The organism is Shewanella sp. 10N.261.52.F9 (genome assembly GCF_041471165.1).
Lineage (GTDB): Bacteria > Pseudomonadota > Gammaproteobacteria > Enterobacterales > Shewanellaceae > Shewanella > Shewanella marinintestina.
The window spans coordinates 160,289-183,131 of sequence record NZ_JBFRNX010000001.1 but is presented as its reverse complement, the minus strand read 5'-3'; the positions used below and the strand labels follow the sequence as shown (position 1 = coordinate 183,131).

Annotated in this window: 20 protein-coding genes; 11 read left to right on the top strand and 9 right to left on the bottom strand. The window is 42.5% G+C overall.

The annotated features are described in order from the left end of the window. Window positions 1-451 (bottom strand): transposase (locus AB4298_RS00740; RefSeq protein WP_371985422.1); only part of this gene is annotated, 451 nt, incomplete at its 3' end. 191 nt (window positions 452-642) lie between these two features. On the opposite strand from AB4298_RS00740, the gene AB4298_RS00735 reads away from it, so the two are divergent. The 3 genes from AB4298_RS00735 (at window position 643) to AB4298_RS00725 (ending at window position 2,379) form a co-directional block, all read left to right on the top strand. Then, window positions 643-1,077 (top strand): hypothetical protein, encoded by a 435-nt coding sequence (locus AB4298_RS00735; RefSeq protein ID WP_248999415.1) that lies wholly within the window; start codon window positions 643-645, stop codon window positions 1,075-1,077. A 213-nt stretch (window positions 1,078-1,290) separates the two neighbouring features. Beyond that, a complete protein-coding gene (locus AB4298_RS00730) occupies window positions 1,291-1,779 on the top strand; it encodes a DUF6985 domain-containing protein (RefSeq protein WP_371985421.1) in 489 nt (162 codons plus the stop codon). 189 nt (window positions 1,780-1,968) lie between these two features. After that, window positions 1,969-2,379 (top strand): MerC domain-containing protein, encoded by a 411-nt coding sequence (locus AB4298_RS00725; RefSeq protein ID WP_248999413.1) that lies wholly within the window; start codon window positions 1,969-1,971, stop codon window positions 2,377-2,379. A gap of 92 nt (window positions 2,380-2,471) precedes the next feature. On the opposite strand, the gene AB4298_RS00720 is transcribed toward AB4298_RS00725, so the two are convergent. Beyond that, on the bottom strand, window positions 2,472-6,104 hold the full coding sequence (locus AB4298_RS00720) for an Ig-like domain-containing protein (protein WP_371985420.1): 3,633 nt from the start codon (window positions 6,102-6,104) through the stop codon (window positions 2,472-2,474). A 968-nt stretch (window positions 6,105-7,072) separates the two neighbouring features. Next, the gene (locus AB4298_RS00715; RefSeq protein ID WP_371985419.1) at window positions 7,073-7,570 is read right to left on the bottom strand and encodes a phosphatase domain-containing protein; all 498 of its coding nucleotides are present in this window, start codon (window positions 7,568-7,570) and stop codon (window positions 7,073-7,075) included. Window positions 7,571-7,884: 314 nt separating this feature from the next. Between AB4298_RS00715 and AB4298_RS00710 the strand changes: the two genes are divergently transcribed. The 3 genes from AB4298_RS00710 to AB4298_RS00700 all read left to right on the top strand — a co-directional run bounded on the left by AB4298_RS00710 (window position 7,885) and on the right by AB4298_RS00700 (window position 10,228). Then, window positions 7,885-9,144: a DUF1963 domain-containing protein gene (locus AB4298_RS00710; RefSeq protein WP_371985418.1), complete on the top strand. Its 1,260-nt coding sequence runs from the start codon at window positions 7,885-7,887 to the stop codon at window positions 9,142-9,144. Between the two features lie 244 nt (window positions 9,145-9,388). Then, window positions 9,389-9,778, top strand: a complete 390-nt coding sequence (locus tag AB4298_RS00705; protein ID WP_371985417.1) for a glycine zipper family protein — start codon at window positions 9,389-9,391, stop codon at window positions 9,776-9,778. Window positions 9,779-9,805: 27 nt separating this feature from the next. Next, entirely contained in the window at window positions 9,806-10,228 is a 423-nt protein-coding gene (locus tag AB4298_RS00700) for a hypothetical protein (protein ID WP_371985416.1), read from the top strand. A gap of 48 nt (window positions 10,229-10,276) precedes the next feature. Here the strand turns inward: AB4298_RS00700 and AB4298_RS00695 are convergent, their stop codons facing one another. After that, on the bottom strand, window positions 10,277-10,585 hold the full coding sequence (locus AB4298_RS00695; RefSeq protein WP_371985415.1) for a hypothetical protein: 309 nt from the start codon (window positions 10,583-10,585) through the stop codon (window positions 10,277-10,279). A gap of 336 nt (window positions 10,586-10,921) precedes the next feature. On the opposite strand from AB4298_RS00695, the gene AB4298_RS00690 reads away from it, so the two are divergent. Further along, entirely contained in the window at window positions 10,922-12,292 is a 1,371-nt protein-coding gene (locus AB4298_RS00690; RefSeq protein ID WP_248999406.1) for an endonuclease/exonuclease/phosphatase family protein, read from the top strand. An 88-nt stretch (window positions 12,293-12,380) separates the two neighbouring features. Here AB4298_RS00690 and AB4298_RS00685 read toward each other — a convergent pair whose 3' ends face one another. Then, window positions 12,381-13,004: a hypothetical protein gene (locus tag AB4298_RS00685; protein ID WP_371985414.1), complete on the bottom strand. Its 624-nt coding sequence runs from the start codon at window positions 13,002-13,004 to the stop codon at window positions 12,381-12,383. A gap of 77 nt (window positions 13,005-13,081) precedes the next feature. Continuing rightward, window positions 13,082-13,411 carry a hypothetical protein gene (locus AB4298_RS00680; protein WP_248999404.1) on the bottom strand — a complete coding sequence of 110 codons (330 nt, stop codon included), beginning with the start codon at window positions 13,409-13,411 and terminating at the stop codon, window positions 13,082-13,084. Window positions 13,412-13,920: 509 nt separating this feature from the next. Here AB4298_RS00680 and AB4298_RS00675 point away from each other — a divergent pair. Beyond that, window positions 13,921-14,556, top strand: coding sequence for an outer membrane protein assembly factor BamD (locus AB4298_RS00675; protein WP_371985413.1), 636 nt, complete (start codon window positions 13,921-13,923; stop codon window positions 14,554-14,556). Window positions 14,557-14,576: 20 nt separating this feature from the next. Further along, the gene (locus tag AB4298_RS00670; protein WP_371985412.1) at window positions 14,577-15,284 is read left to right on the top strand and encodes a hypothetical protein; all 708 of its coding nucleotides are present in this window, start codon (window positions 14,577-14,579) and stop codon (window positions 15,282-15,284) included. Window positions 15,285-15,371: 87 nt separating this feature from the next. On the opposite strand, the gene AB4298_RS00665 is transcribed toward AB4298_RS00670, so the two are convergent. Further along, complete coding sequence (locus tag AB4298_RS00665; RefSeq protein WP_248999401.1) at window positions 15,372-15,806, bottom strand: dCMP deaminase family protein; 435 nt, start codon at window positions 15,804-15,806, stop codon at window positions 15,372-15,374. Between the two features lie 230 nt (window positions 15,807-16,036). Between AB4298_RS00665 and AB4298_RS00660 the strand changes: the two genes are divergently transcribed. Continuing rightward, window positions 16,037-17,143: a M20/M25/M40 family metallo-hydrolase gene (locus AB4298_RS00660; RefSeq protein ID WP_371985411.1), complete on the top strand. Its 1,107-nt coding sequence runs from the start codon at window positions 16,037-16,039 to the stop codon at window positions 17,141-17,143. A 68-nt stretch (window positions 17,144-17,211) separates the two neighbouring features. On the opposite strand, the gene AB4298_RS00655 is transcribed toward AB4298_RS00660, so the two are convergent. Beyond that, on the bottom strand, window positions 17,212-19,848 hold the full coding sequence (locus AB4298_RS00655; protein ID WP_371985410.1) for a molybdopterin-dependent oxidoreductase: 2,637 nt from the start codon (window positions 19,846-19,848) through the stop codon (window positions 17,212-17,214). 179 nt (window positions 19,849-20,027) lie between these two features. On the opposite strand from AB4298_RS00655, the gene AB4298_RS00650 reads away from it, so the two are divergent. After that, on the top strand, window positions 20,028-21,188 hold the full coding sequence (locus tag AB4298_RS00650; protein ID WP_248999398.1) for a NapC/NirT family cytochrome c: 1,161 nt from the start codon (window positions 20,028-20,030) through the stop codon (window positions 21,186-21,188). 93 nt (window positions 21,189-21,281) lie between these two features. Here AB4298_RS00650 and nhaD read toward each other — a convergent pair whose 3' ends face one another. Continuing rightward, on the bottom strand, window positions 21,282-22,748 hold the full coding sequence (gene nhaD / locus AB4298_RS00645; RefSeq protein WP_371985572.1) for a sodium:proton antiporter NhaD: 1,467 nt from the start codon (window positions 22,746-22,748) through the stop codon (window positions 21,282-21,284). Between the last annotated feature and the right edge of the window lie 95 nt (window positions 22,749-22,843).

Here is a 22,843-nt window from a genome sequence, read left to right as displayed (position 1 = left end):
AAGCTTTGCCTAAGGCGTTGACTTGGTAACTAGACCATTGATATTTACAAGGATCATCGACCATATTTGCTCTAACTGGATTGAGCTCTATATAGCGGTATAGTTGCAGTAGATAGTCTTCAGCTTGTACTAAGCAAGACTTATATCGCCCCTCCCATAGTGTTCCAGAGCGTTTATAAGTGTAATTAAAATACCTGACATACTGTCGCCCAAGAGACTGCATCATTTGGCTTATAGCATTGTTCTCTCGTGGTGTGCAGAGTAGGTGGACATGATTTGTCATAAATACCCAAGCATGGATTTCCACCTGAAATTTCTTGGCGTAGTCCTTTAGCCAGGCGGTATAGGCAATAAAGTCTTGTTCTGAAGTAAAGCAGGCTTGGCGGTTGTTGCCGCGTTGAATGATATGTTGAGGTATGCCTATCGGGTTGGCTCTCGGTTTTCTAGACATGTGCAAGTTCCCTTTGCAATGTTCACTATGTTAATGAGTATAGATGAATAACTTTAGTTTACTCTGACCCCACTTTTCCTTACTTTTCTAGGGCTTCACTAACTCTCTTATAGAAGCGTAGTAATGCTGTGCTCGCTAATATGTATTTCATCAACTAGTTACTAATAACCAGTCACTTTTCGAGGAATACTATGAACTTAGCTCAAGCATCTTTTACTAAAACCTTATTGTCTGCAATCGCTATTTTAATGGCTTCTATGGCGGTTTCTGTGCCTGCCCAAGCGGCGCCTTTACCAGTTGTTGTCGCGACGTTTAAATCACTTAATACTTCAATGCAATTTCATACCACACCCAAAGCTTCGTTTAAGGCATCGAATGGAGTTGAGATAGCGATTCATATGCCGCGCACCTCAGATGATAATCGAGTGCTGATTATGGATAAGGATTGGTCAATTATTCCAAACCACCACACCAATGCTAACCACATGGGGATTATTGAAGCTGCCTATGAATATGCTCGTAGCGAGGGACTGAATGTTGAACTACGCAAGGCTGATCAGTTTTACTATGACGGCAGCCATGGCTTTGCTTACGAGGTAGAGGTGAAAGGAGCAAGTAAAAGCTAGGTTTTTTGGCGAATGATATGTTGGCTGGCTGTTATGTGTATTAGTGATGTGTATTTTGCTACTGAAGAGGTTGGAGATTACTCCACTGCTGAATCCTCCTGCTTTAGAAGTAACTGTATAACCTTGTTGCCTGAGGTTAGTGTTAATTTGTGCTCTAACAGCATATTAATGCGCTGTTATTACTAATATAATTTTCGCTTTTACGAGGCGATTATGAAAGCAGTGAACATTACTTGGGAAGCAGGTGAAGAACTTCATCAAGGTGCGACAGATCTGAGTGCTTGGCATGGTTTTAAAGCTTACGGCAATGTTGGTTTTCTCACTCAAGAAGACCTGTCTATTACTGATACCATGCAGCAATGGTTTATTGATAATGAAAAGCGTATTTATGCGCTAGTCTGCGACTACGTTAAGCAAAACTATCAAGAGCTACTTGAAGAGTCAGAGTTTCTCGATGTGTTCGATGAAGATTCAGAAACTTACCCGACACGTGTTGGTGAGGTAAGCGAAGCTGATATGCGGGCTGGGGATATATTTAAGTTAATGCAGCTCTCTGCGTTTGTTTTACACCACCCAGACAAAAATGCGCTAGGGATGATTTTTGAATGTGCTTGGGATGAAGAGCATGGCTTCGGTATTGTGATCCAAGGGGATAAAGTTATTTCGCAAGGATTTGAGCAGGTTGTGTATCGCTCGCTATAACCGTCTGTACAGCTCGGTTTTGTGCACAATAGTGGTGTGAGTAAAAGCTGCTGGTGTTTGTAAATCTTACGGCTAATCACGGCTAGTTTATTGTTTGCTAATGTTGTTAGTGATATGTTGCTGCGGCAATTATTTAATAGCCGTAGCTTTTTGAGCTGCTAAGTACAATTATGACATTGGGAACAGATTATGAATAAGTCAGCACAACTTTTACTCGATCGCCTGGCTATTACAGCCTCTGCATTATGCGCATTACACTGTATCGCTGGGCCTGTGTTATTAGTCGTATTCCCGTCATTACTTGCAATGCCTGTAGGTGATCATTTTTATCATATGTTGATGGTGTGGTTTGTTATTCCAACCAGCTCTATTGCGGTATTAATGGGTTGTACTCGCCATAAAGATCCTAAGGTATTAGTGTTAGCTTTTTTCGGTATTGTTGGCCTTGCTGTTAGCGCGGTTTTTGGACATGACTTCTTAGGTGAAACTGGTGAGAAATTAGCTACTTTAGCTGCAACTTGCTTGTTGGTTGTTGCACATTGGCGTAACTATTCACTTTGCCGCAGTGACTCTTGTGACAATGCTAAAACTGAGAATTAATACCTCTTTTTGATATTGCTTGCCCCATATAAGATAAAACCAGTCAGCTTGCGCTGACTGGTTTTATTTTTAACAAAAATGAGCTTTTACGTTTATTGCGGCGTTAAACCTAGCTGTTTTAGCACTAGCTTAAAGTTCTCGCGACGTTCTTTAACGTTATGAACCTCGCCAGTAGAACAAGTTAAGTTAGGGCAGCCGCGGTTAACGATACCAGATACGTCATCAATAAAGTCTGTTCCTTTCATGCCACCTTCAACGTACTTCTTCAGTTCGTTGTGGTAGTTCCAGTTACCGTATTGACCACTTTCATCTGGGTATGCCTGTACTGAGGTTACCCAGTAAAACAGACCTGCAATCCACTTGATCTCTTTGTTCTCTTCAGAGCTACAAATTAAGCCTGGATTTGAACAGAAATCGAGTTCGGCGTATAGCGGGTTTGCTGGTGGCGCTTCAACCGTTACGCCGTCAATGGTTTGGCCAATAGTTGCTGGGTCAACGTGTGAACGACCTAAGTAGTGGTTTAGGGTACCGAAGTTTTGGCGACCAGTGGTTTGAATCACACCACGACCCCACCAACCACAGCCTTCAACACTTTCTTGGCTGCTGCCATCCCAAATAAACTTACCGGCTTTTTGGTCAACGTAAGTTTTACAGTCGTCACGCTCCCACACTTGCTTAGAGGTATCAACAGAGGTCGGTACATCATTACAGTGACCGTTGTTGGTCCAGCGACCCACATTGCCGTTAACCAATAAGCCACGCTCTTCAAGTACAGAGTTTGGCGCGGCGAATACTGGCGCTGGCGCACCGTACCATTTAGCATGCGTTAACGCGCTCACTTCCATCTTGTTATCACGTGGACAAGAGTAAGCATGGTCTAAACCTGACTCTGGATTGACACCGTAATCTGCATACTTCTGCTCAAGTTGGCCACAACTCGCTGACATTGGGTAATCAGTAGGTGCCCCGTACTTAATCTCTGCCCAGTTGTTCTCATCACAAGCATTGTAGCGAATGGTTTCTTGCATACTTTGTGCTAAGAAAGCCGCAATCGCCACTTTGGCGTATTTGATGTTAGTGGCATCATCTGCATTTTCATCAAGTAACCAGAACTTGTTGCCAGCAACGCCAACGTTATGCATTGCATTCAAGCCTGTCATGAAGTCAGCCCACTTATAAACAGTAGAAGGCACCCATTGTGATTGCGGCGTTTCGTATAAGAAGGCTGTGTTGTTCATGGTATCTTCGGCATTTTCTAATTCACGATTCAATGCGTCGATGATAGTTAGCTGACCATTTTCTGTCGATTCTCCCACATAGTACAGCGGCATTTTAGCTGTTTGGTATTGCTCGATTTTGTTGCTCAACTGCTCGGAGTCTTGGTCAAACAAAATGGCAAATACGTTGCTAAAGGCTGCTTTGCGAAGCTGTGGCTTACTTGTGTGGTTGCCCATAAAGTAGTTTGCCGCTTGCGCTGTTGGGATCTGCGCTAGCATAGCAGGGGTGTTAACAAAGTCAGTGACTTGCTTAACGAACTCTAGCGCGTTGTGCCATTGCTCACTTGATAAGGCGGCTGTTACATCTGATTTAGTGAATGCCACAAAGTCGGCTTTGTTGGCTGCATCAGCTTTATAAAGTTCAAGCTTATCGAGTAAGTCTGCAGTAAATACTGAGGCTTCATCCCAAACAGACTGGCGACCAGAGTGAGTATCGAAAGCAAAATCACCAATGGTTAACGACCAACCGTAAGTCGCTTGCGGTGCAAGCGTGGCAATAATTAACTGGTGCGCTTGCGCCCAACCTTTTAAGTCATTGCTCAGTGCGTTGATATCATCAAGATCAATGCTATTGCCAGTGATATCCATCGCCTTGATTAGCGCATCTTTCACCGCAATAGTGCGAGTTGTTAGCGCGTTATCTTGAGTGGCGTTATCAAGCACATCACTGCTGATGATGAATGATATAGATTCAGCCTGTGCGGCTTGCTCCATGATTGATACAAAGCTGGCTGTTAGCTTGTTTACATCAGTCAGTTCCGCGCTGTTGCTGGTCTCCAGCGTCAATGTCACAGGAGCTGAAGTTGATGGGCTTGCTACCACTAAGGTATTTGGCCAACCTGCCACTTCTAGGCGCACAGGATCCATTGGATTTGGTAGTGAAAGCAGCGGCGCAGTGCCAGGCTCGGTGCCATCACAATTTAAATGTAGCGCCCATGAGGCATCGCTACCCGGTAGGGTTTGCGTCCAGTAAATTGCCGAGTAAGCGATGTTGTTATGCACCATAATGTCGCCACCTGTTGCATGGTTGCCGCGCGTCCAGTCAGGGTAAACATTAAAGTCAGCACACAATCCACCAGGAGGGGTCACTGGTGGGTCGATAATCTCTTCTTCAATGGTGATGTTTACATTGCTTATGGCAGTTAGGCCTTCAGCATCGGTAGCGATCGCTTTTAGGTTGATGCTACCTACTTGTGTCGGCTGCCAATCACAGCTAAACACTTGGCTGTTAGCCGCGTCGAATGCACAAATTTGCTGGTTATTTGCCTTAACAACTAGTTTGCTTAAGTCTTCATCAACGTCGGTGGCGTTAACTGAAATGGCAATGCTTTCGCTATCATTAAAGCTTGCGCCATTGCTTGGGGTGATGAACTTAACCACTGGCGCAGTGAACTCTTCTTCCGCTTCAATAGCAATGCTTACATTTACGGTTGAAGACAGGCCTTCAGCATCGGTAGCAATCGCTTTTAGGCTAACATTACCCGCTTGAGTCGGCTGCCAGTTACAGGCATAAGTCGTTGCATTGGTTGCGTTAAACGAACATATTTGTGCGTTATTGGCTTTAATCACCAGTTTCGTTAAGTCGTCATCAACATCGGTGGCATTAACTGCAATAGCGACGGTGTCTGTTTCATTAAAGATGGCACCATTGTTAGGAGTTATGAATCTCACCGCTGGTGCTGTAAAATCTTCTTCCGTCTCATCTTTTACTGTTACAACAACAGCTTGCTGTTCGATTTTTTGGTTATTTTTATCGAATACAAATACCTTAACTGTCGCGCTGCCTGCTGCAGTCGGTGTCCAGCTTTGCGAATACATGCTCTGACTTGGATTAACGGCTTTTTGCGATAGTTTTTGGTTGTTAGCCCAAAACTCGACTTTAGCTGCTAATTCACCAACAACTTTGGCTTGGATCGCTGTTGCTGTATCTAAGCTTAGTATTTGGCCTGCAACTGGCGCCTGAATAGCTAGCTCGGTTGGCTCAGGATCTGGCTCCCCCGGTTCGCTTGAACACTCAGTTAACTGCCAAAACCATGAATCAGCGCTTGGGGTTTCCCATACGCCTGGATTGTTTTTAGCAATAAAGCACTGGTTAGCATAAGAGACGATATCGCCGTTGTTAACCTTGGTCTGGCCTGGAATAAAGGCAATAATGTCGCCCGGCTCAGGCTCAGGTTCTGGCTCAGGATCGGGGTCTGGCGCAGGCTCGCCCGAGCATTCGCTGGCATCCCAAAACCATGAGCCTGCTTTTGGTGATTCCCAAACGCCTGGGTTGTTTTTAGCAATAAAGCATTCACCATTAAAGGCAACCATATCGCCATTTTGAACTTTTGTTTCTCCCGGAACAAAAGTGATAACACTCGATGTTAACGTTGCGTCAGCTGCATACAGATAACCACTGAACATTACGCTAGTTAAAGCGACAGTTATTTTATTTATTTTTATCAAGATTTAGATCTTCTTTTATTCATTTATCGGTGCAGATAAACGGACTAATTATTTAAGAGATGCGTTATAGATGGACTGTAAATTGATTAGCACATAACCAACACATTCTGTTATCGATTAAAAATGCGTTGCCTATAGCGCTAAAAACATGATTAAGGACGCTGGGTAAATAGCCATGTGAATAGCTAATATAGGAAACACATTCCCGGCGAAGATATCAGGTAGATGTTTGTAATACACTCAGTTTTTAATGCCTTCAAGCTCAATAGAATAAATAAGAGTCAGTTGCTGTTTGATTCGTTAAGTTATTGACTTAAGTCGGAATTTTGACTTTGCTTTTGACGCGAAAATGTTGAGTGTTATGACTGAAATTGAGTGGGTGTGTTTACTCGTAGCGGTATGAAAGATTGATGTTTATAAATAGCTTAATGAGCTATGTAAAATTTATAAGCTGTATATATAAATAGCGTTTTTGAAAACGCTAATTTAATAAATCATTATATGTTTGAACAATTGAATCGCTCTGAGTAGATCAACTTCTTATACTGATTGGTATTATTCCTTCAAACACAGTTTCAATTGCTGAGAAGTGGTTCGGTGAGATACTGGGAGGATTGGTGTTGCGAGGTAAAGCAAAGCGTTAATACATTGGCACCTTATACCAATCAGTATAAACATTTAGTCACTCAGCGAGAGTTTAGCGGTTTTGAGGCAAGGCAACGAGTGAAGAGCATAGTTGTTCTACGTTCAAATTCGTTAACACAGCATCAGAATCGCTAAAACTCGCCAATCTGGAACGTTTTTGGCTGCCTACTTCTGCGTTGAATACCTTATATAAGGGAATAACCATTATTGCAGCTATTCGCCTTGAATTAGTTTGCCAAAAATCGTTCTGAGCTGATCAAATTCTTATACTGATTGGTATTACACTGCAACGAGCTTGTATAAGGTGCCAATATAATCGAGCCTTAGCCAATAGGGTAATGCTTGGCAAGATATTGGATATGAGCTGGCACGATTAGCGCTTTAGGGCGTAATGCTTGTATTCGAGATTGAACCTCAGGCCATGCAATACCTTGCTCTAACATAATGATTGCTGCAACTAGGCCGGTGCGGCCCGAGCCTCCGCGGCAATGAATGGCAAGGGTATTTTTGCCTTCTATAAGCGATAAGATTTGTTGTTTAGCGTGAGCAAAGGCCACATCGAAATCTGCCGCTGGTGCGCAATCATCTTCAATCGGTAATGCAAACCAAGCTAGCCCTTGGCTTTGTATCTCTGTTCCTAAAGTCGGCACGTTCAGCTTAGTCATTTCCTCAGCGGTAACCGTTGAAATGACGGCTACAGCTCCGGCTTCTTTCAAAATGGATACAGACTTTGCAAGATCTGCATCTTTTGTTCCAGGACAAGGAGTAAATATTAAGGTCGCGCCATCATCTAGCGTTAATAAATCATAGGGATGAGACATAAAGATTCCTTCGCATTGTCTTTGAGTTTTCTAATTTACGCAGCTAAGTGTAATTTTAGATTTGCTTAGTTAGCAAGCTGACTTTCGGCGCTCGGCTACTTTTTTATGGATTAGGTACTGGTAACTTGCTGGGGCAGTATGTTAAGCCTGCTTGAGTAAAATAAGGGCTATTTATTGACGGTGTTTTGAAAAGCAAATACAAACCTATATTAATTGAGAGTATTATTTGTGATAAGAAGCATTCAGGCCTCTAATCTCGACTGTAATGTTGGCAGTATGCGGCTTTATTAAAAAGTGATTTAAAAGGGACGATTATGTTGAAGCCGTGGTTTTGGCTATTTAAGAAAGTAAAGACAGATGAGCAGTTCTTTGAGCACCAGCAGGCATTACAAAATATGCTTGATGCAGGGCAGGACATTCATGAGCGTGACGATAAAGGGCGTAGCGCCTTAGAGTACGCTTTTGCTAAACCTTTTCCATGTATGGAACTGGTTTCTTGGCTACTTAATCAATCCTGTTTTGAGGTCTTTAAAGAAGCTAGCCTTTACCCTTATAGCCTTGATTTACCCAAAGGGAGTTTTCAGCTAACTAAAGCCAATAACATGATGGATAAACTGGATGAGTTAATGCCGTCAAAGTTATGCGATCTAACAGGCCTTGCCGAAAACCAACGCTTAGCTCAGCCTTATCTATTACTGTTAAAAAAGTTTGAAGCAGCTAGCTTAACTAATCCATTTCAATCGAGTAGTGCAGACTATAAAGCTGTGTTTATGAGTAAACAGCAAAGTCTGCAGCAGCTGCAACGATTAGAAGATGAATTAGAAGCCCAATTTGGCCTGCTCAGTGTTGGTTTTAATATGCTTGCTGGTGAATACGATAATGAATTTCAAAGTCGTATCGCGGGCTCGCCTTGGCTACCTGAACTTGACTCTGCAATAGCAAGCCAAAACCTACAGGCTATGCAAGCCATTGAAGCTGATAACAATCTAAAACTGGCGCTACAAATAAACTTTGCCGAGCTAGAAGGCCGTCATTCTGCTTTGCCAACTTCAGGCTTGCTGCAGGTTTTTATTCCAGAGCCTGAGGAGGGAGAAGAGCCAGTTGGCCGTTGTGAGACAATATTCTGGACAGAGCTTGAAATGCAATCTCTTAACTGGGTAGAGAAACCTGATAAAGCGATAGCGGGAGACGACTTAGCCCCTTCAGTTTTTGATGTGGCTTTTCGTAAGGCAGGCGCATACCCAATTTGTTGGCAGCCTTATAAACAGTTACCTGACAGCGAAACTCAAATCGCGTTGGCAATAGAAAAAATAGGCTCAATGATCGATTCTGATCTCTACGATAATTTGCCATATGGCTGCGGTTTAATGCCTAGAGTTGCAGAGCTTACTCAGCTAGTGTTTAAGCAAGATGGTAGTTTTAGTGAAGAGCCGTATTTACCTAAAAACCATATCGCGATTTTAAGCTATCTCTACAGTGACTCTGGTAGCTGTATATACAGTATTCCGGCCGATGTATTACGTGGCGATAACACTGACTGGCAACAGCTCGCTTATACTTATTGTCAGGATTAACGCTAAACGAGTTTGGGGTTTTAACTGATCTTTTAATAACTATCCATGATTGATTTATTATGGATAGTTCTCTTATTTGCTTTTCTTTATTTCGCATTCTCGCGCTTAAATTAACTTCTGTTCATCTAACTGACAGGTTGGTTTGTTTACTATTGATGCAATAAAGTTGATATCAAATCAAGCAGCTAGGGTTTTCGTAAAGCTAAAAACCCCAAAGCTTGTGAGTAAATAGAAGGAAAGCTAAATGAAACGTCAGTTATTGCTTTTAAGTGCACTACTTGCACCAATGAGTGTATTCGCCAATATCATCGTTGATAAGACGGGCGTAGAAGAAAAAGACTACGTCTACGATTTACACCAGTGCACCGAATTATCTACTCAAGTACAAAAGCAGGAAACAGAAGGTAGCGCTATGGGTAGTGCCGCTAAAGGTGCTGCAATAGGCAGTGCTGGTAAGGCGATAGCTGGTGGTTCAGGCACTGATGGTGCAAAGCAAGGCGCTGCAATAGGTTTAGGTGTTGGGGTACTTTCTAAAGGTAGAGAGAGACGTAATAATAAAGACGCTTACGCAAATGAACAAAGCATGGTAATAAAGAACTGTATGACAAATCGTGGTTATGTAGTGCTTAATTAATAAAGAATAACGAAGGTTAAAGTAAAGATGCAGCAAGAGTTTCCTATTAGAGTAATGGCCGATGGCAATTTTTCTAACTCACTAACGCCATTGTTGGCAGAGCTGGAAATGTGGGTAAATTTTCAAGCATTAAAAGCCGATTGGTATGGTGATGAAGATTTTATCTTGCTGTTTGATTTTACTTTGGTCAGAACGTTAGAAAAAAATGATCTATCAAAGATGCCTATCGTCAATGAAGAGAGTGTGCAGAATGCTGCTAATGAAAGACGTTGGGTGGTCGAGTCAGGTTATGCTTATGTGTACGACAGTCATCGCCTTGTCACAACGGCTTTAATAGCCGTTGATGATTTACTAAAAGGCGGCGCAGGTATTGAGCAGGCGATCAAAGCTAGGTTACTCGCGGTAGCTAACGCTGTTGGAGCGCTTTATGAGCTGCAGGAATTATCTTAAAGCGTCATTCGCGACTGATATTTTTTCTGCTTATCATCGCACCAGCAATTAGTGCTTTTGCCTTTGTTTAATCTGTGCTATTTCAGCGCTGGTAAGCATGGGCTCTGGGGCAACGAGCATGCTTGTTGGGCAGGCATATTCATTGTCTAAAAGTTTATCAAAAACCTGAAAGTGGCTGCCAGAGACCGTTTGGTATTGGCAGATAAGTAGGTTGTCATCGGTTTTCGATTTTACAAGATTCGCGGTTACTGCTGTATGTGGTGAGGCATGAACGCTGCCCATTGAGATCATCAAGGTTAATGCAATCGTGGTTAGTGATTTTATAGTGGTTGCTAGCACATTAGTTAATTGCGTCATTTTTAGCTCTCTTAACCATCCTTATTTAAGTATTAATATACCGGCAGTATGCTGTACTGAAACTTAACCGTTTGTCGTAGGGTTTATTTTATTACTATGTATTTATTTAGCATTTTTAATTTTTAAATTAACCAGGCACAGATTATCTACCACAATTTTCAGTTGTTAACTTCTGGTGGCTGCTTGTTAATCATTAGTTGTTAGTTGTAACGACTCATGTCAGGAGTCACAAAAAGACACGACAGATCTTTCTTTTCTTATACACCTGTTTAGACTCCGTCCTAAGCTCAAATCAATTGAGCTAAATATAATAAATAATTAAAGATGGGTCACAATATGAAATTACTAAAAACTGCTGCAGCTATAGCTGTAGGTGTTGCACTTCTTACCGGTTGTAATGACGATGACGTAAAGTATGTAGACCATACTGAAGTTAAAATTGCTACTTATAACCTTTCTTTTGATCGTAATACATTTGAAGACTTAGTTGCTGAAATGGAGCTGAGCTCTGCTGATCAGACTACATTAGTTGAAGCTTACCTTGCAGACAAAGATGCAATGGAACCTGCTGATAAAACGACAGCTGAAAAAGTGATTCAAATCCGCAACGTTGCCGCCATTATTCAAAAGACTCGCCCAGATGTGCTAATGATGGGTGAATATAACAATGATGGCACAGGTGAAGATTTATCTGCACTTAAAGGCTTCCAAGAAAACTACCTATCAGTTGCACAAAGTATTGACGGTGCAGGCGGCGAAGCAGATCTAGAGCCAATTGAATACCCATTTGCTGAAAGTTACGGCACTAACACAGGCCTATTAAGTGGCTTTGACTTGAATAATGATGGCTATGTAGCGACTGAAGCTGATGTTGGTACAAATGAATATGGCAATGACTCTTGGGGCTATGGTAAGTACCATGGGCAATACGCGTTTGCGTTAATGTCTAAGTATGAAATCGATACTAAAAATACCCGTACTTTCCAGAAGTTCAAATGGAAAGATCTTGAAGGTGCTGAAAACCCGTTACTAGACGGTGAAAACTGGTATACAGATGAAGAGTGGCAGCAAATGACACTTTCATCTAAAAACCACGTCGATGCACCTATTTTAGTGCCGACTAAAGATGGCACTGAAACCATCCACATTCTTATGTCTCACCCAACTCCACCAGTATTTGATACTGGTAAGAACAAGCTACAAAACGCAGCTGAGGTTGAGTTCTGGCATAACTATGTAACTAATGCTCAAGATTTTTATGACGATGCAGGTAACAAGGGCGCGCTTACCGAAGGTGCACACTTTGTTATCGTAGGTGATCAAAACCTTGATGCGGCAACAGGTGCTGGTGACGGCTTTACTGAAGTGATGGCTGCGTTACATGCAGACCCTGTAGTAAATCAAAACGTAACTAATGGTGATTTGTACCCAACAAGTTATGGTGCTGCTGAGTATGCTGCTGACAGAAGTTCTGCTCACCCATTCCCGAATCGTATTACGGCTGAATTCCACAACCCTTACGGCGGTATTAATGCTGACCACGCAATTCCTTCAGCGTCGCTAAACATTGTTGATTCAGGTGTGTACTGGCAAGCTACTTACCAAGAAGGCCGCATGCTATTTAACGATCTGCGCATCGGTAAGTACGGTACTGGTAAAGATATCTCTTCAGACCATCGTATGGTTTGGGTTAAAGCTCAATTCTAATGAGTTTTAATTAAGCGCAAAGCCCCGACTTATCGGGGCTTTTTTTGTAGTTTAAGTAGAATGATCTGCTTAAACTAGACGAAGTTAGTTAGCCAAATTCATTATAGCCATCAACGGGTATAAAGCTGATCCCTTTAGGTTGAAATTGTATTATTTTATTAACAATACTTTTGTGAAAAAACAGCTTATCTTTCCATCCACTATCTCTGAATATTAGCCTTTTCTCTAGAGCGATTTTATTTAATGTTTGCTCATCTAACACCAGTTTGTTCATTCCAGAAATAAACTCGCCGCCATTAAATTCATCATAGAAATCGAATTCACTTTGCTGGCGATCAATGGCTTTTATCTCGTTTTCAACTTGCAGCATTTGATACAGGTGCTCACCTTGATCAAATAAGTTTACTTGAACCCAATTGGTGCCGTGGATATCACTAAGCTCTAATTGTTGGAATAACGGCAACTTAATGCTTAGTCCTGGTACTAAAAAGATATCAGCGAGTTGATGTACATCGTCACCTGTAAATTTTACGATTAGGGGTACAGGCTCTACCGGGTGGGTGAACATATTGCTAGGGATAACACCTGAGTATTCATCGGGAAAGTCATAAAAAGGGACGTTCGTGTTCTCGACTGCGAAAAAGTACTCGCTCATTATTTGACTTCCTGGTGTGGTGGACAATTGCGTCAGCTGCTCGACAGACTTTAACATAACCAGCTCTAAACACATTATTGAATGATATATTTACCATTCAATATGTTTTGATTTTTGATGACTTTAATTTTTTATTAGTGCTTCATCATTCGGTTAAGCTGATTCTTTTCTGCTTGGGTTAACATAGGTTCAGGGGAAACCTGCATGTTGGTTGGGCAGCTTGTCTCCTTGTCTAAAACCTTATCGAACACCTGAAAATGGCTAGCAGAAATTGTGCGATATTGGCAGATTAGCAAATTATCTTCAGTGTTAGATTTTACCAAGTTTGCGGTTACTGCTGTATTGGGCGAGGCGTGAGCGTTGCCGATTGAGAGTGCCAAGGCTAGAGCTAACGTGATTACCGTTTTTGATGCAGTAGTAAACATATTCACAGTTGTCGATAACAGCTTAGTTAATTGCTTCATCTATCGCCTCTACTTAATCATCCTTATCTGATACTTACTATAAAGGCAGAATGCTGTACGGAAACTTAATGCATGCTTGTATCTGTTCTAACTAAGAAGAAGTACAAAAGCGAGCGAACTCGCGGCAATAGTATTATGACAACTATCACCGCTGCAACGATGTGTACGTTCAACATATCAATATGCTAATGATGACGGCTTAAGTGAGCAGGTATTAGGTGTTAAGCATGCCCAGAGAGGGCTTTAGCGTTGTTACCGTTAAACTGTATTTTATGAACACTCCCTTGGTTTGAAAGTTTGTTGAGATTTACGGTTTAAGTCCACTGTTATTTATTGTTTTATCTGTTACTTTGTTGACGCCGTATTTATATGTTTGCAGATGCCAATAGCAAGGCGATTGTTAACTTGACGCTATCAAAAAAGCTAGCTAAGCGTAGCCAATAATTTTGGCTATTGTTGATCTAAATAGGTTTGCTGAACCCGAGCCTATCTTACTCTAGAGTTTATCGATGATAAAACCAGCACATTTGTTTCTTTTAGCACTGCCTTTAGTTGTTCTGCAGGGCTGCAATACAACTTATCAACCACCACAGTCCACATCTGTCGAAGCTAATGCCAACAGCCTATTTGTTGAGGCAAACCTGTACCAACATACTGGTGAATACGATAAAGAATATGATCTTTTACAGCAGATCATCACAACTTATCCTAGCACCCGTGCTGCTGTTGTTAGCTCATTGGAAATAGGTAAGTTAACCGACAAAGTGTTTAATGGCGGCATAAAAAAAGATAGCGATAAGTATCCGCAATCCAGCTACCAAGACTTACTGAGGTCATTATCTAAGGCATTGAAAAGTAAAGATGCTAATTATCTGGTTTATCATTTAAGTCAATATGCAAACCTTCCTGATGTAGACGTTGATCAGGATATTATCGAAACCATGCAAAGCTTGTTAGATACTAATGATCCTCGAGTCACCTCTATAATCGATAATATCAATCTGCTGTTAGATAACGATGTTCAGCCTGAATTTTATGAGGTGCGCGAAAAGCAAGTTGCAGTGCTTTATAAAATGCATTGGCAAGACGTTAGAGGGTTTAGATTGATTAAAGCCAATAATAATTACTATTGGCACGTAAGATAATGGCAAAGGCTTCTAAGATAATGAAAAAACACATTCGCTTAATTAACACGCTATTGAGTGCATCCTTGTTACTGTTAACCCTTAGTTATACCAGTTTGAGCTTTGCTGCTGTCGATGCAGCTAATGCTGTTAATCTTGAGTTTGTTACTGCAAAACAGCTGGAAGATAGCATCCAGTTAAATCAGGCTTATGAAAAATACCAACAAATTTCCGAGCAATATAGCGAGTCAGTAATCGGAAAGTTGAGTAAAATTCGACTCAATGAGCTCGATACTCAAGTATTTAGAAATGGCGTTAAAGTGGATAATGACACCTATCCTCAGGCGAGTAAGTTGGCGCTAATTAACTCTGTGGTTAAAGCACTATCGAACCATGACTATCAATATTTTTTTGCTCACTTAGTCATGCCAGAAAATGGAACTGTATATTTTGAAGGGGTGGAGCAAGAGGAGTATAACAAGCTTATTAAGCAAGTCTCTGGGCTAAAGGCCGATATTCGCGAACGCCTTATTAATGATTACAAAGCCATTGCCGTGAGTTTACAAAACGAAACCGAAACGTCATTTGCTAGTGCAATCATTAATGCAGAACAGAGCCAATTTAACCTATCGATAAATGGTTGTTTTACCGCTGATTCGATTAACACTTGTTATAACTATCGAACAGCGCAAGGTCACCGCCACATCATCTTGGAGCAAGCGGGCCGCTTCTATTTATCAGGGGTATAATCGCTAATACGGCTGTGAGCAAATAAAAGGACGCGAGTTAGCGTCCTTTATCATGATGTTAAGTCGTGCGTTGTAGGCAGATTTTTATTAATCAGCCTGCATCCAATCAACTTTGACGCCTGCTTGGGCAAACATATCTTCGCTGATCTTAATTTTGTCGCCCCAGCGTGACTGAAAATCTTCGCTTGGCATTGGGCTGTGTACAGTGCTTAAGCCTGTTTGGATGATTTTTGCCGCGCAGTTAGGGCAAGGAAAGTGCGTTACCCAAATCTCACAACCACTAAGGTCACGCTTAGCGTAAAGAATCGCGTTTTCTTCGGCATGCAGAGTTTTGAGCAGCTTCATCTCACGGTTGTCGGTTTCCGCGCTATCAGACACACCATGTGGATAACCATTAAAACCTAAAGAAACAATTCGGTTATTTTCAGTGATCACCGCGCCCACTTGAGTAGAGGGATCTTTACTCCAAGATGCAACGAGCTCGGCCATCTGTAAAAAACGTGTCGCCCATTTTGTCATCATCGAATTGAAACTCCTAAATCTATGCTATTGAATAAACCGCTCAAACTAGCTGTTATTCTCTATGCAGAACAATGATAAATCAACAAATAAGCCATCCAATAAGCAATAAGACTGCCCAGAGTCTGTGGTTAATGTGTATTTTTGGCATTTATTTGATGTAAGCCAACGATTAAGGTCGCTACTTAGGTTTATGATCTTTGCCTATTTTGCATAACAGAAGTTGCTCACAGATGACCAAGATCAATCCACAACGACTCGTTGAACATTTTATCTCACTAGTGAAAATAGACAGTGAATCAGGCAATGAAGAAGCAGTGGCTGAGGCGTTGGCTGAGCAGCTTGGCGAGCTGGGTTTTGAAGTGACTAAACTTGCGGTGCCTGGTGAAATCACAAATGGCTTTAATATCTACGGCAAGTTAGCTGGGTCACTTGCTGGCAGTATTGCTTTCAGCAGCCATATGGACACAGTAACGCCTGGTAATGGCATTGAGCCAGTTATTGAAGACGGTATTATTCGCTCTAAAGGCGACACCATTTTAGGTGGTGATGACAAGTCAGGTATTGCCGCGGTGATGGAGGCTATTCGCTGTATCCAAGAGCAGGGCGAAGCGCATAAAACGATTGAAGTCGCGTTTACTGTGTTTGAAGAGCGTGGCATGCATGGCGCTAAGAGTTTTGATATCAGTAAGATTGAATCAAGCCAAGCTATCGTACTCGATTCTGGTGGCCCTATTGGCACAATTATAACCACTGCGCCGGGTCAGCAGAGCTTAAAAATCACCATTAAAGGCAAACCCGCTCATGCTGGTCTAGAACCTGAAGCAGGTGTAAATGCCTTAACTGTGGCTGCCGATGCAATTAGTAAGATGCAGCTTAGCCGCATTGATGAAGAAACAACGGCTAACATTGGTGTGGTACAAGGTGGGCAGGCAACCAACATTGTGATGCCAGAGCTGTATATTGAAGCTGAAGCGCGCTCACTTAATGATGACAAACTGGCTAAACAAGTTGCTCATATGGTGTCGACTTTTGAAGCGGCGGCGCAAAAGCATGGCGCTATTGTAGAGATTGACTCAAGTCGCTCTTATAACGCGTACCATATTGCTGATGATGACGCGCATGTGTTAGAGATTAAAGACACGTTTGCCGCTATTGGCATTGATGCTATGACCAAGCCGACTGGCGGTGGTTCGGACGCCAACATCTTTAACGCTAATGGCTTAAAGACGGTTAACTTATCAACGGGGATGGCTAAAGTGCACACCACCGATGAGTTTATTGCGGTTGCCGATATGGTGGCGATAACTGACTTCATTCATTGTTATCTAACCCGCTAATTACTCATTTTAGTCATAAAAAAGCTCGGCTTAAGCCGAGCTTTTTTGTTTGATGGGATGGTAATTAGCTACTTCTTGGCATGCTTATCTAAATATTCCAGTACCAGTTTTTGATCGGCTGCATTTAGCCCTGAGCGTGGAAACATACTTTTGGTGATCCCTTTCCATTGATTGATGGTGTATTCATCAGGATGAGGAGAAGCATGGCATAGGCTACAGCTGCCATAGAAGAGTGTTTCACCTTTTGATTGGGTACCTTTTTTATTACCACTCACCGCTTTTAGGCGTGTGCCAAGCTGCAGGCTCCATATATCAACCGCATTTTTGGCTGTCATTATTTTTGGTGGAGTGTAGGCGAGGTTTTCCGATTGTGGGTCAGTGCATTTTTTGAAATAGGCTAAACAGGTATTAGCACTGGTTGCTTGGCTTAATCCACTGCAGGGCTTACTTGAGGTTAGCATGTTGATTGAGCCCGAATTACAGCGACCTTTATCATCAAGTTGCAGCCAGGCGCCTTCATGAATGTAAATCACTCCTGGCATGCAATCGGCGATGATTTTTGCGCCGCACAGAGTTATACCGCGATCATTATAAACTTCGATTATATCGCCCTCTTTTACGCCCCTTTCTTTTGCGTCTGCAGCATTGATCATGGCAATTTGTCGACCTGCTACAGACTCGTGGGAATTGACCTCTGTATTGGCCATTTGTGAATGAAGCCGCATCCAAGGGTGTGGGCTGAGCACTTGGACTTGTCCCTCTTTTGCATTGCCTAGCCACTCAAACGGTGGCATCCATTTAGGCATTCCGGGACAATCTGCGATGTTAAAGGCATCAATGGTTGAGCTATACAGTTCAATTTTTCCTGAAGGCGTGTGCAGAGGGTGCTTGTTGGGATTTTGATAGAAGTCTGCGTGACGTACATAAGCATCAGCCGCTTTTGGCGTGGCTAAATGGCTGATGCCATTGTTCCAGAAGGTATTAAAGTCATCGGGGCCGTCGGAATTTTCATAAGAGTGGCGCAAATGCTCCATCATGGTTTTGCCGCCAGTGTACTGGTCATGCACGTTAAACATAAATGCAAGTCGCGAGAAGATCTCGTAATCATCTAAGCTTTCGCCAACAGGTTCAATTACCTGTTTCATCGCATAAATTTTATTATTGCTATAGGTGCCACCAGAGCTCATATCGTTACGCTCAAGTGTCGTGGTAGAGGGGAGCACGATATCGGCATAGCGAGAAGAAGCGCACCACCATGGATCTTGGCAAATTACCGTATCGACTTTTTCTAAGGCTTTAATTAATTCGTTGGTGTTCTGTTGATGGGACATTAAGTTATTGCCAGAGTTATAAATTAACTTAGTGTCGGGGAAGGTTTTTGGGCTGCCATCACGGCTAAACGCCTTACCGGGGTTATTGAGCATTTCTGAAATTAGTACTACAGGAACTGTCTTGGTGACTGGATTTCGCCCTTGAGATAATCCGATAGGCATGCGCGTGCCTGATTGCGGCATGCCGCCACAGCCATAATGCCAGCTAAAACCACAGCCCACACCGGGTTTACCAATTTTACCCGCCATGGCTGTGAAGTTAATGATAGCCCAGTGGATCATCTCGCCATGATCGGCTCGCTGTAGTGACCAGCCCGCAGCAATTTGAGTGCGTTTAGTCACCATGATTTCGGCAAGCTCAATAATTTGTGCTGTACTTAGCCCTGTAATAGCTGCTGCCCATTCAGGGGTTTTCTTTATGCCGTCTTCACTACCATCGAGGTAGGCAAGATACTTATCAAATCCTGTGGTGTATTTGTCTAGGTAGGCTTGATCATGTTGCTTGCTGCTATATAAATGGTATGACATCGCTGTAAATAGCGCGGTATCTGTACCGGGGCGAATATGGATAACTTCACTATCAAGGTGATTATCTGAGTAGGTTTTCTGTGGATTGATAGAGATAAACTTGATGCCTTTTTTAGCAAAATCTAGCCAATGCTGATGCATCTGATGATCCGCAACCGTAAATTCAATACGGTTGGTTTTAAAGGGGTCACAACCGACAAAGATAAAGACTTGGGTATTTTTTCCGATAACCTCCCAAGCGGTTTGCGGAGAGTAGACCTCTAAGTCGCCAATAATGTGGGGCAATATCACTTCTGATGCGCCCGCGGAATAATCGCCACTGCAGCTACTTTGCCCCCCGATAAGATTAAAAAATCGACCTTGTAAGGTTTGTGGACGCATCAAGCCTGAATGAGACCAGCCTCCGTATGAGGAGCTGAAAATAGCTTCATTACCGTGTTCTTGAATGGTCTTTGCGATGGCATAAGAGGTCAGTGCTATAGCAGTTTTCCAGTCCACCCGCACAAAAGGTTCCTTACCGCGCAACTCTGGCTTGTGATCACCTAATGGGTTGTCATAAAAGGATTTACGCACCATGGGGTACATAATGCGCGTATCACTGTAGGTACGGCCTAATACGCCCTTAGTTAGCATCTCTGTTGGAAACTCATCAATATCGTTGATGGGCTGAATGCCAATGAGTTTGCCGTTTTTAACCACGGCTTTGAATGGACCGTAGTGAGAAGCATGATGGATAACTTGGGTATCATCTGCAAATACTTTGCTCGCAGGGAATAAAGTCAGCCCTTGGGCAGCGAAAGCTGAGGCTAATGAAGCTTTCAAAAAGTGACGTCTTGATATTGCCATGTTTTATTCCTAATTAAACTGCCTGCAACCCCGCTTATCGTGCTCCCCATATCGTCACTGTTCGAATGCGGTTTCTGTCATCTAATAGCGGATTCTTGTGTCTGTTTTTTAAACTTTAACTATCATTATTGTAGTTCAAGATAAAAAGCTGACACGGATTTAAAAGATGGAATATCAATATGAAGAGAGCTTGGCATTTTCTTACTAAACCGAGTGCTAAATACTCGGTTTTTACTATTGCGCTTATTGCAGTCGTTATGACTCTCGTTGGTGTGTTTGTATTTCATGAGTCGGTTGAATATAGCTCGAGCACCGAGTTTTGCGTTTCCTGTCATTCAATGGATGAGAACTACAATGAATATAAAAATACCATTCACTTTAAAAATGCCGCAGGAGTGCGGGCTGAATGCCGTAATTGCCATATTCCGGAAGATAACCCGATAGACTTTCTTAAAGCCAAGATCGGCGGTTTAGGTGATATTTATAGCGAGTATATTTCTGGTGATGTCGATACTCCCTTAAAGTTTGAGCAACACAGACAAAAGATGGCTGAAGATGTTTGGAAAATGATGGCTGACACTAACTCAGCACCCTGTAAAAGCTGCCACACTTATGATGCTATGGATCATGCCAAGCAATCACCAGCAGCGGCTGCAGCCATGACCGGTGCTGCAGCTAAAAATATGAACTGTATCGAGTGTCATAAAGGCATCGCGCATCAGTTGCCGATGGTGAGTGAGAAGTTTCATGAGGTGTTTAAACAGTTAAAAGCAAATTCAGCTATAGCGCCGTCAGTCACCACGCTTTACACATTAACGGAGAAGCAACTCTATAGAGATCCAGATGAAAGTGGCACCAATGAAGGAATGCTGTTACCTGCATCTACTGTAACTGTGTTAGCGACTAAAAATGACATGTTGCAGATTAAATTTTCCGGCTGGCATGAAAAGTCTGCTCAAAGTGGCATTATTACTCAAGAGCTTGGAAAATTGATAAGTGTTGCTAAGTTGAAAGAGTCTGCTAAAGCGACAGAGAAACTGATCCAAGAAAAACGCGACCCAACCACCGGGATGATGTGGCAACAGGTTGAGGTAACAGCCTGGATTACCCAGACTTACTTGCAACCTAACATCGACTCTATTTGGCAATATGCTGAAGGTATGTATAACGAGACTTGTAGTGCCTGCCATGCTGTGACAGCCCCAGATTTCTTACCAGCAAATCAGTGGATAAGCTCGTTAAAGTCGATGAAGCCTTATAACTCTCTCACGCCGACAGAGGAACAGACGCTGCTAAAGTATTTACAAGTGCATGGGAAAGACATGATGAGGTCAAACTGATACGGCTTTTGTTTATTATGGTATAGCGTTAGAAATACAAAAAAGCTCGGCTTAAGCCGAGCTTTTTTGTTTATGAAGATTGCTGTTCAAATATTAAAACAGATCCGCGTTTAGCCATAAGTGACACAAGATACTCGCTGCATAACCAAGGGCAATTACTGGCATCCATTTTAGGTGGCCAAAGAAGGTGTATTTACCGTGGGCGGCGCCCATTAGTGCCACACCAGCCGCGGAACCGATAGATAACATACTGCCGCCAACGCCTGCGGTTAAGGTCACTAGCAGCCAGTTACCTAGACTAAGTTCTGGCTGCATGGTGAGTACCGCAAACATGACTGGAATATTATCGACAATGGCTGAGAGGATACCGACCATCACATTAGCCCAGACTGGGTCCCACTGGTTGTACATTACATCTGAAACCATGCCGAGATAACCCAGTAAACTTAGGCCGCCAACACACATCACTACGCCATAGAAGAACAGTAAGGTGTCCCACTCTGCGTGCGATACACGTTTAAATACATCAAATGGAACCACTGAACCTAAGCGTTTTAGTGCAGTTTCATCTTTATTGGCTAAGGCAACGGCCTTCTTTTTCTCTAACGAGCGTGGCAAGGTTTTGCGTAGGTAAAAACCAAAGAACTGCAAATAACCTAGACCCATCATCATGCCAATAACTGGCGGGAAGTGGACTAAAGCGTGGAAGCTTACGGCTGTGGCAATGGTTAGAATAAATAGCGCGACAATGCGTTTGGCACCACGTTTAAGCTCGACCTTCTCATTCGCACAATCGGGCTTAGTTTTAGGTACAAAGAACGACATGATCACTGCCGGAATAATGTAATTAACCAGCGATGGAATAAACAAGTTTGTAAATTCAACAAAGCTGACTAAGCCTGTTTGCCACACCATTAAGGTTGTGATGTCGCCAAATGGACTGAATGCGCCGCCTGCGTTGGCTGCGACTACAATATTAATACAGGCGATATTAATAAACTTTAAATTGTCTCCACCGACTTTCATAACAACGGCACACATTAACAGAGCGGTTGTAAGGTTATCCGCGATAGGTGAAATAACAAAAGACAGGAAACCTGTTAGCCAAAATAAGGTGCGGAAATTAAAGCCTTTGCTGACCATCCATGCTTGCAAACTATCAAACAATCGCCTTTCTTCCATGGCGCTGATATAGGTCATTGCAACCAGTAAGAATAGCAATAGTTCAGAGTATTCTAGTAAGTTATGCTCTAAGGCCTGTTTAGCCACTTCAATCTGGCCTTGTTGTTGATAAGCAAAACCTATCATCAACCAGATAATGCCGGCAGCTAACAGTACGGGTTTCGATTTACGTAGTTGTAAATACTCTTCTCCCATCACTAAACAATAAGCCAGAAAAAATATGATTAATGCTGCATAACCTACACCCGATTGTGTTAAATCCAGTCCAGCGTCGCTGGCAAAAACGGGTGTTGCTAGTCCCCAGCATAGTATGGCTAATATTAAATGACTGACTCTCATGTGACTTCTCGACTCCTTGAAGGCATTAAGTAGTTTTATAACAATGCATTACGAATTAAATCAGATAACTAACTCATGCATTGTTAAGTAATGGTGCTATTTTTGTTGCGCATTTTAACGTGAATGGGGAGAAC

Excerpts from the sequence above, each read along its gene's own strand:
- AB4298_RS00730 (WP_371985421.1), top strand. The coding sequence starts at position 1,291 with ATGAAAGCAGTGAACATTACTTGGGAAGCAGGTGAAGAACTTCATCAA.
- AB4298_RS00715 (WP_371985419.1), bottom strand. The coding sequence starts at position 7,570 with ATGTCTCATCCCTATGATTTATTAACGCTAGATGATGGCGCGACCTTA.
- AB4298_RS00665 (WP_248999401.1), bottom strand. The coding sequence starts at position 15,806 with ATGATGACAAAATGGGCGACACGTTTTTTACAGATGGCCGAGCTCGTT.
- AB4298_RS00655 (WP_371985410.1), bottom strand. The coding sequence starts at position 19,848 with ATGGCAATATCAAGACGTCACTTTTTGAAAGCTTCATTAGCCTCAGCT.
- AB4298_RS00650 (WP_248999398.1), top strand. The coding sequence starts at position 20,028 with ATGAAGAGAGCTTGGCATTTTCTTACTAAACCGAGTGCTAAATACTCG.
- AB4298_RS00695 (WP_371985415.1), bottom strand. The coding sequence starts at position 10,585 with ATGACGCAATTAACTAATGTGCTAGCAACCACTATAAAATCACTAACC.
- AB4298_RS00660 (WP_371985411.1), top strand. The coding sequence starts at position 16,037 with ATGACCAAGATCAATCCACAACGACTCGTTGAACATTTTATCTCACTA.
- AB4298_RS00685 (WP_371985414.1), bottom strand. The coding sequence starts at position 13,004 with ATGTTAAAGTCTGTCGAGCAGCTGACGCAATTGTCCACCACACCAGGA.
- AB4298_RS00690 (WP_248999406.1), top strand. The coding sequence starts at position 10,922 with ATGAAATTACTAAAAACTGCTGCAGCTATAGCTGTAGGTGTTGCACTT.
- AB4298_RS00710 (WP_371985418.1), top strand. The coding sequence starts at position 7,885 with ATGTTGAAGCCGTGGTTTTGGCTATTTAAGAAAGTAAAGACAGATGAG.
- AB4298_RS00705 (WP_371985417.1), top strand. The coding sequence starts at position 9,389 with ATGAAACGTCAGTTATTGCTTTTAAGTGCACTACTTGCACCAATGAGT.
- AB4298_RS00725 (WP_248999413.1), top strand. The coding sequence starts at position 1,969 with ATGAATAAGTCAGCACAACTTTTACTCGATCGCCTGGCTATTACAGCC.
- AB4298_RS00735 (WP_248999415.1), top strand. The coding sequence starts at position 643 with ATGAACTTAGCTCAAGCATCTTTTACTAAAACCTTATTGTCTGCAATC.
- AB4298_RS00700 (WP_371985416.1), top strand. The coding sequence starts at position 9,806 with ATGCAGCAAGAGTTTCCTATTAGAGTAATGGCCGATGGCAATTTTTCT.
- AB4298_RS00675 (WP_371985413.1), top strand. The coding sequence starts at position 13,921 with ATGATAAAACCAGCACATTTGTTTCTTTTAGCACTGCCTTTAGTTGTT.
- AB4298_RS00680 (WP_248999404.1), bottom strand. The coding sequence starts at position 13,411 with ATGAAGCAATTAACTAAGCTGTTATCGACAACTGTGAATATGTTTACT.
- AB4298_RS00670 (WP_371985412.1), top strand. The coding sequence starts at position 14,577 with ATGAAAAAACACATTCGCTTAATTAACACGCTATTGAGTGCATCCTTG.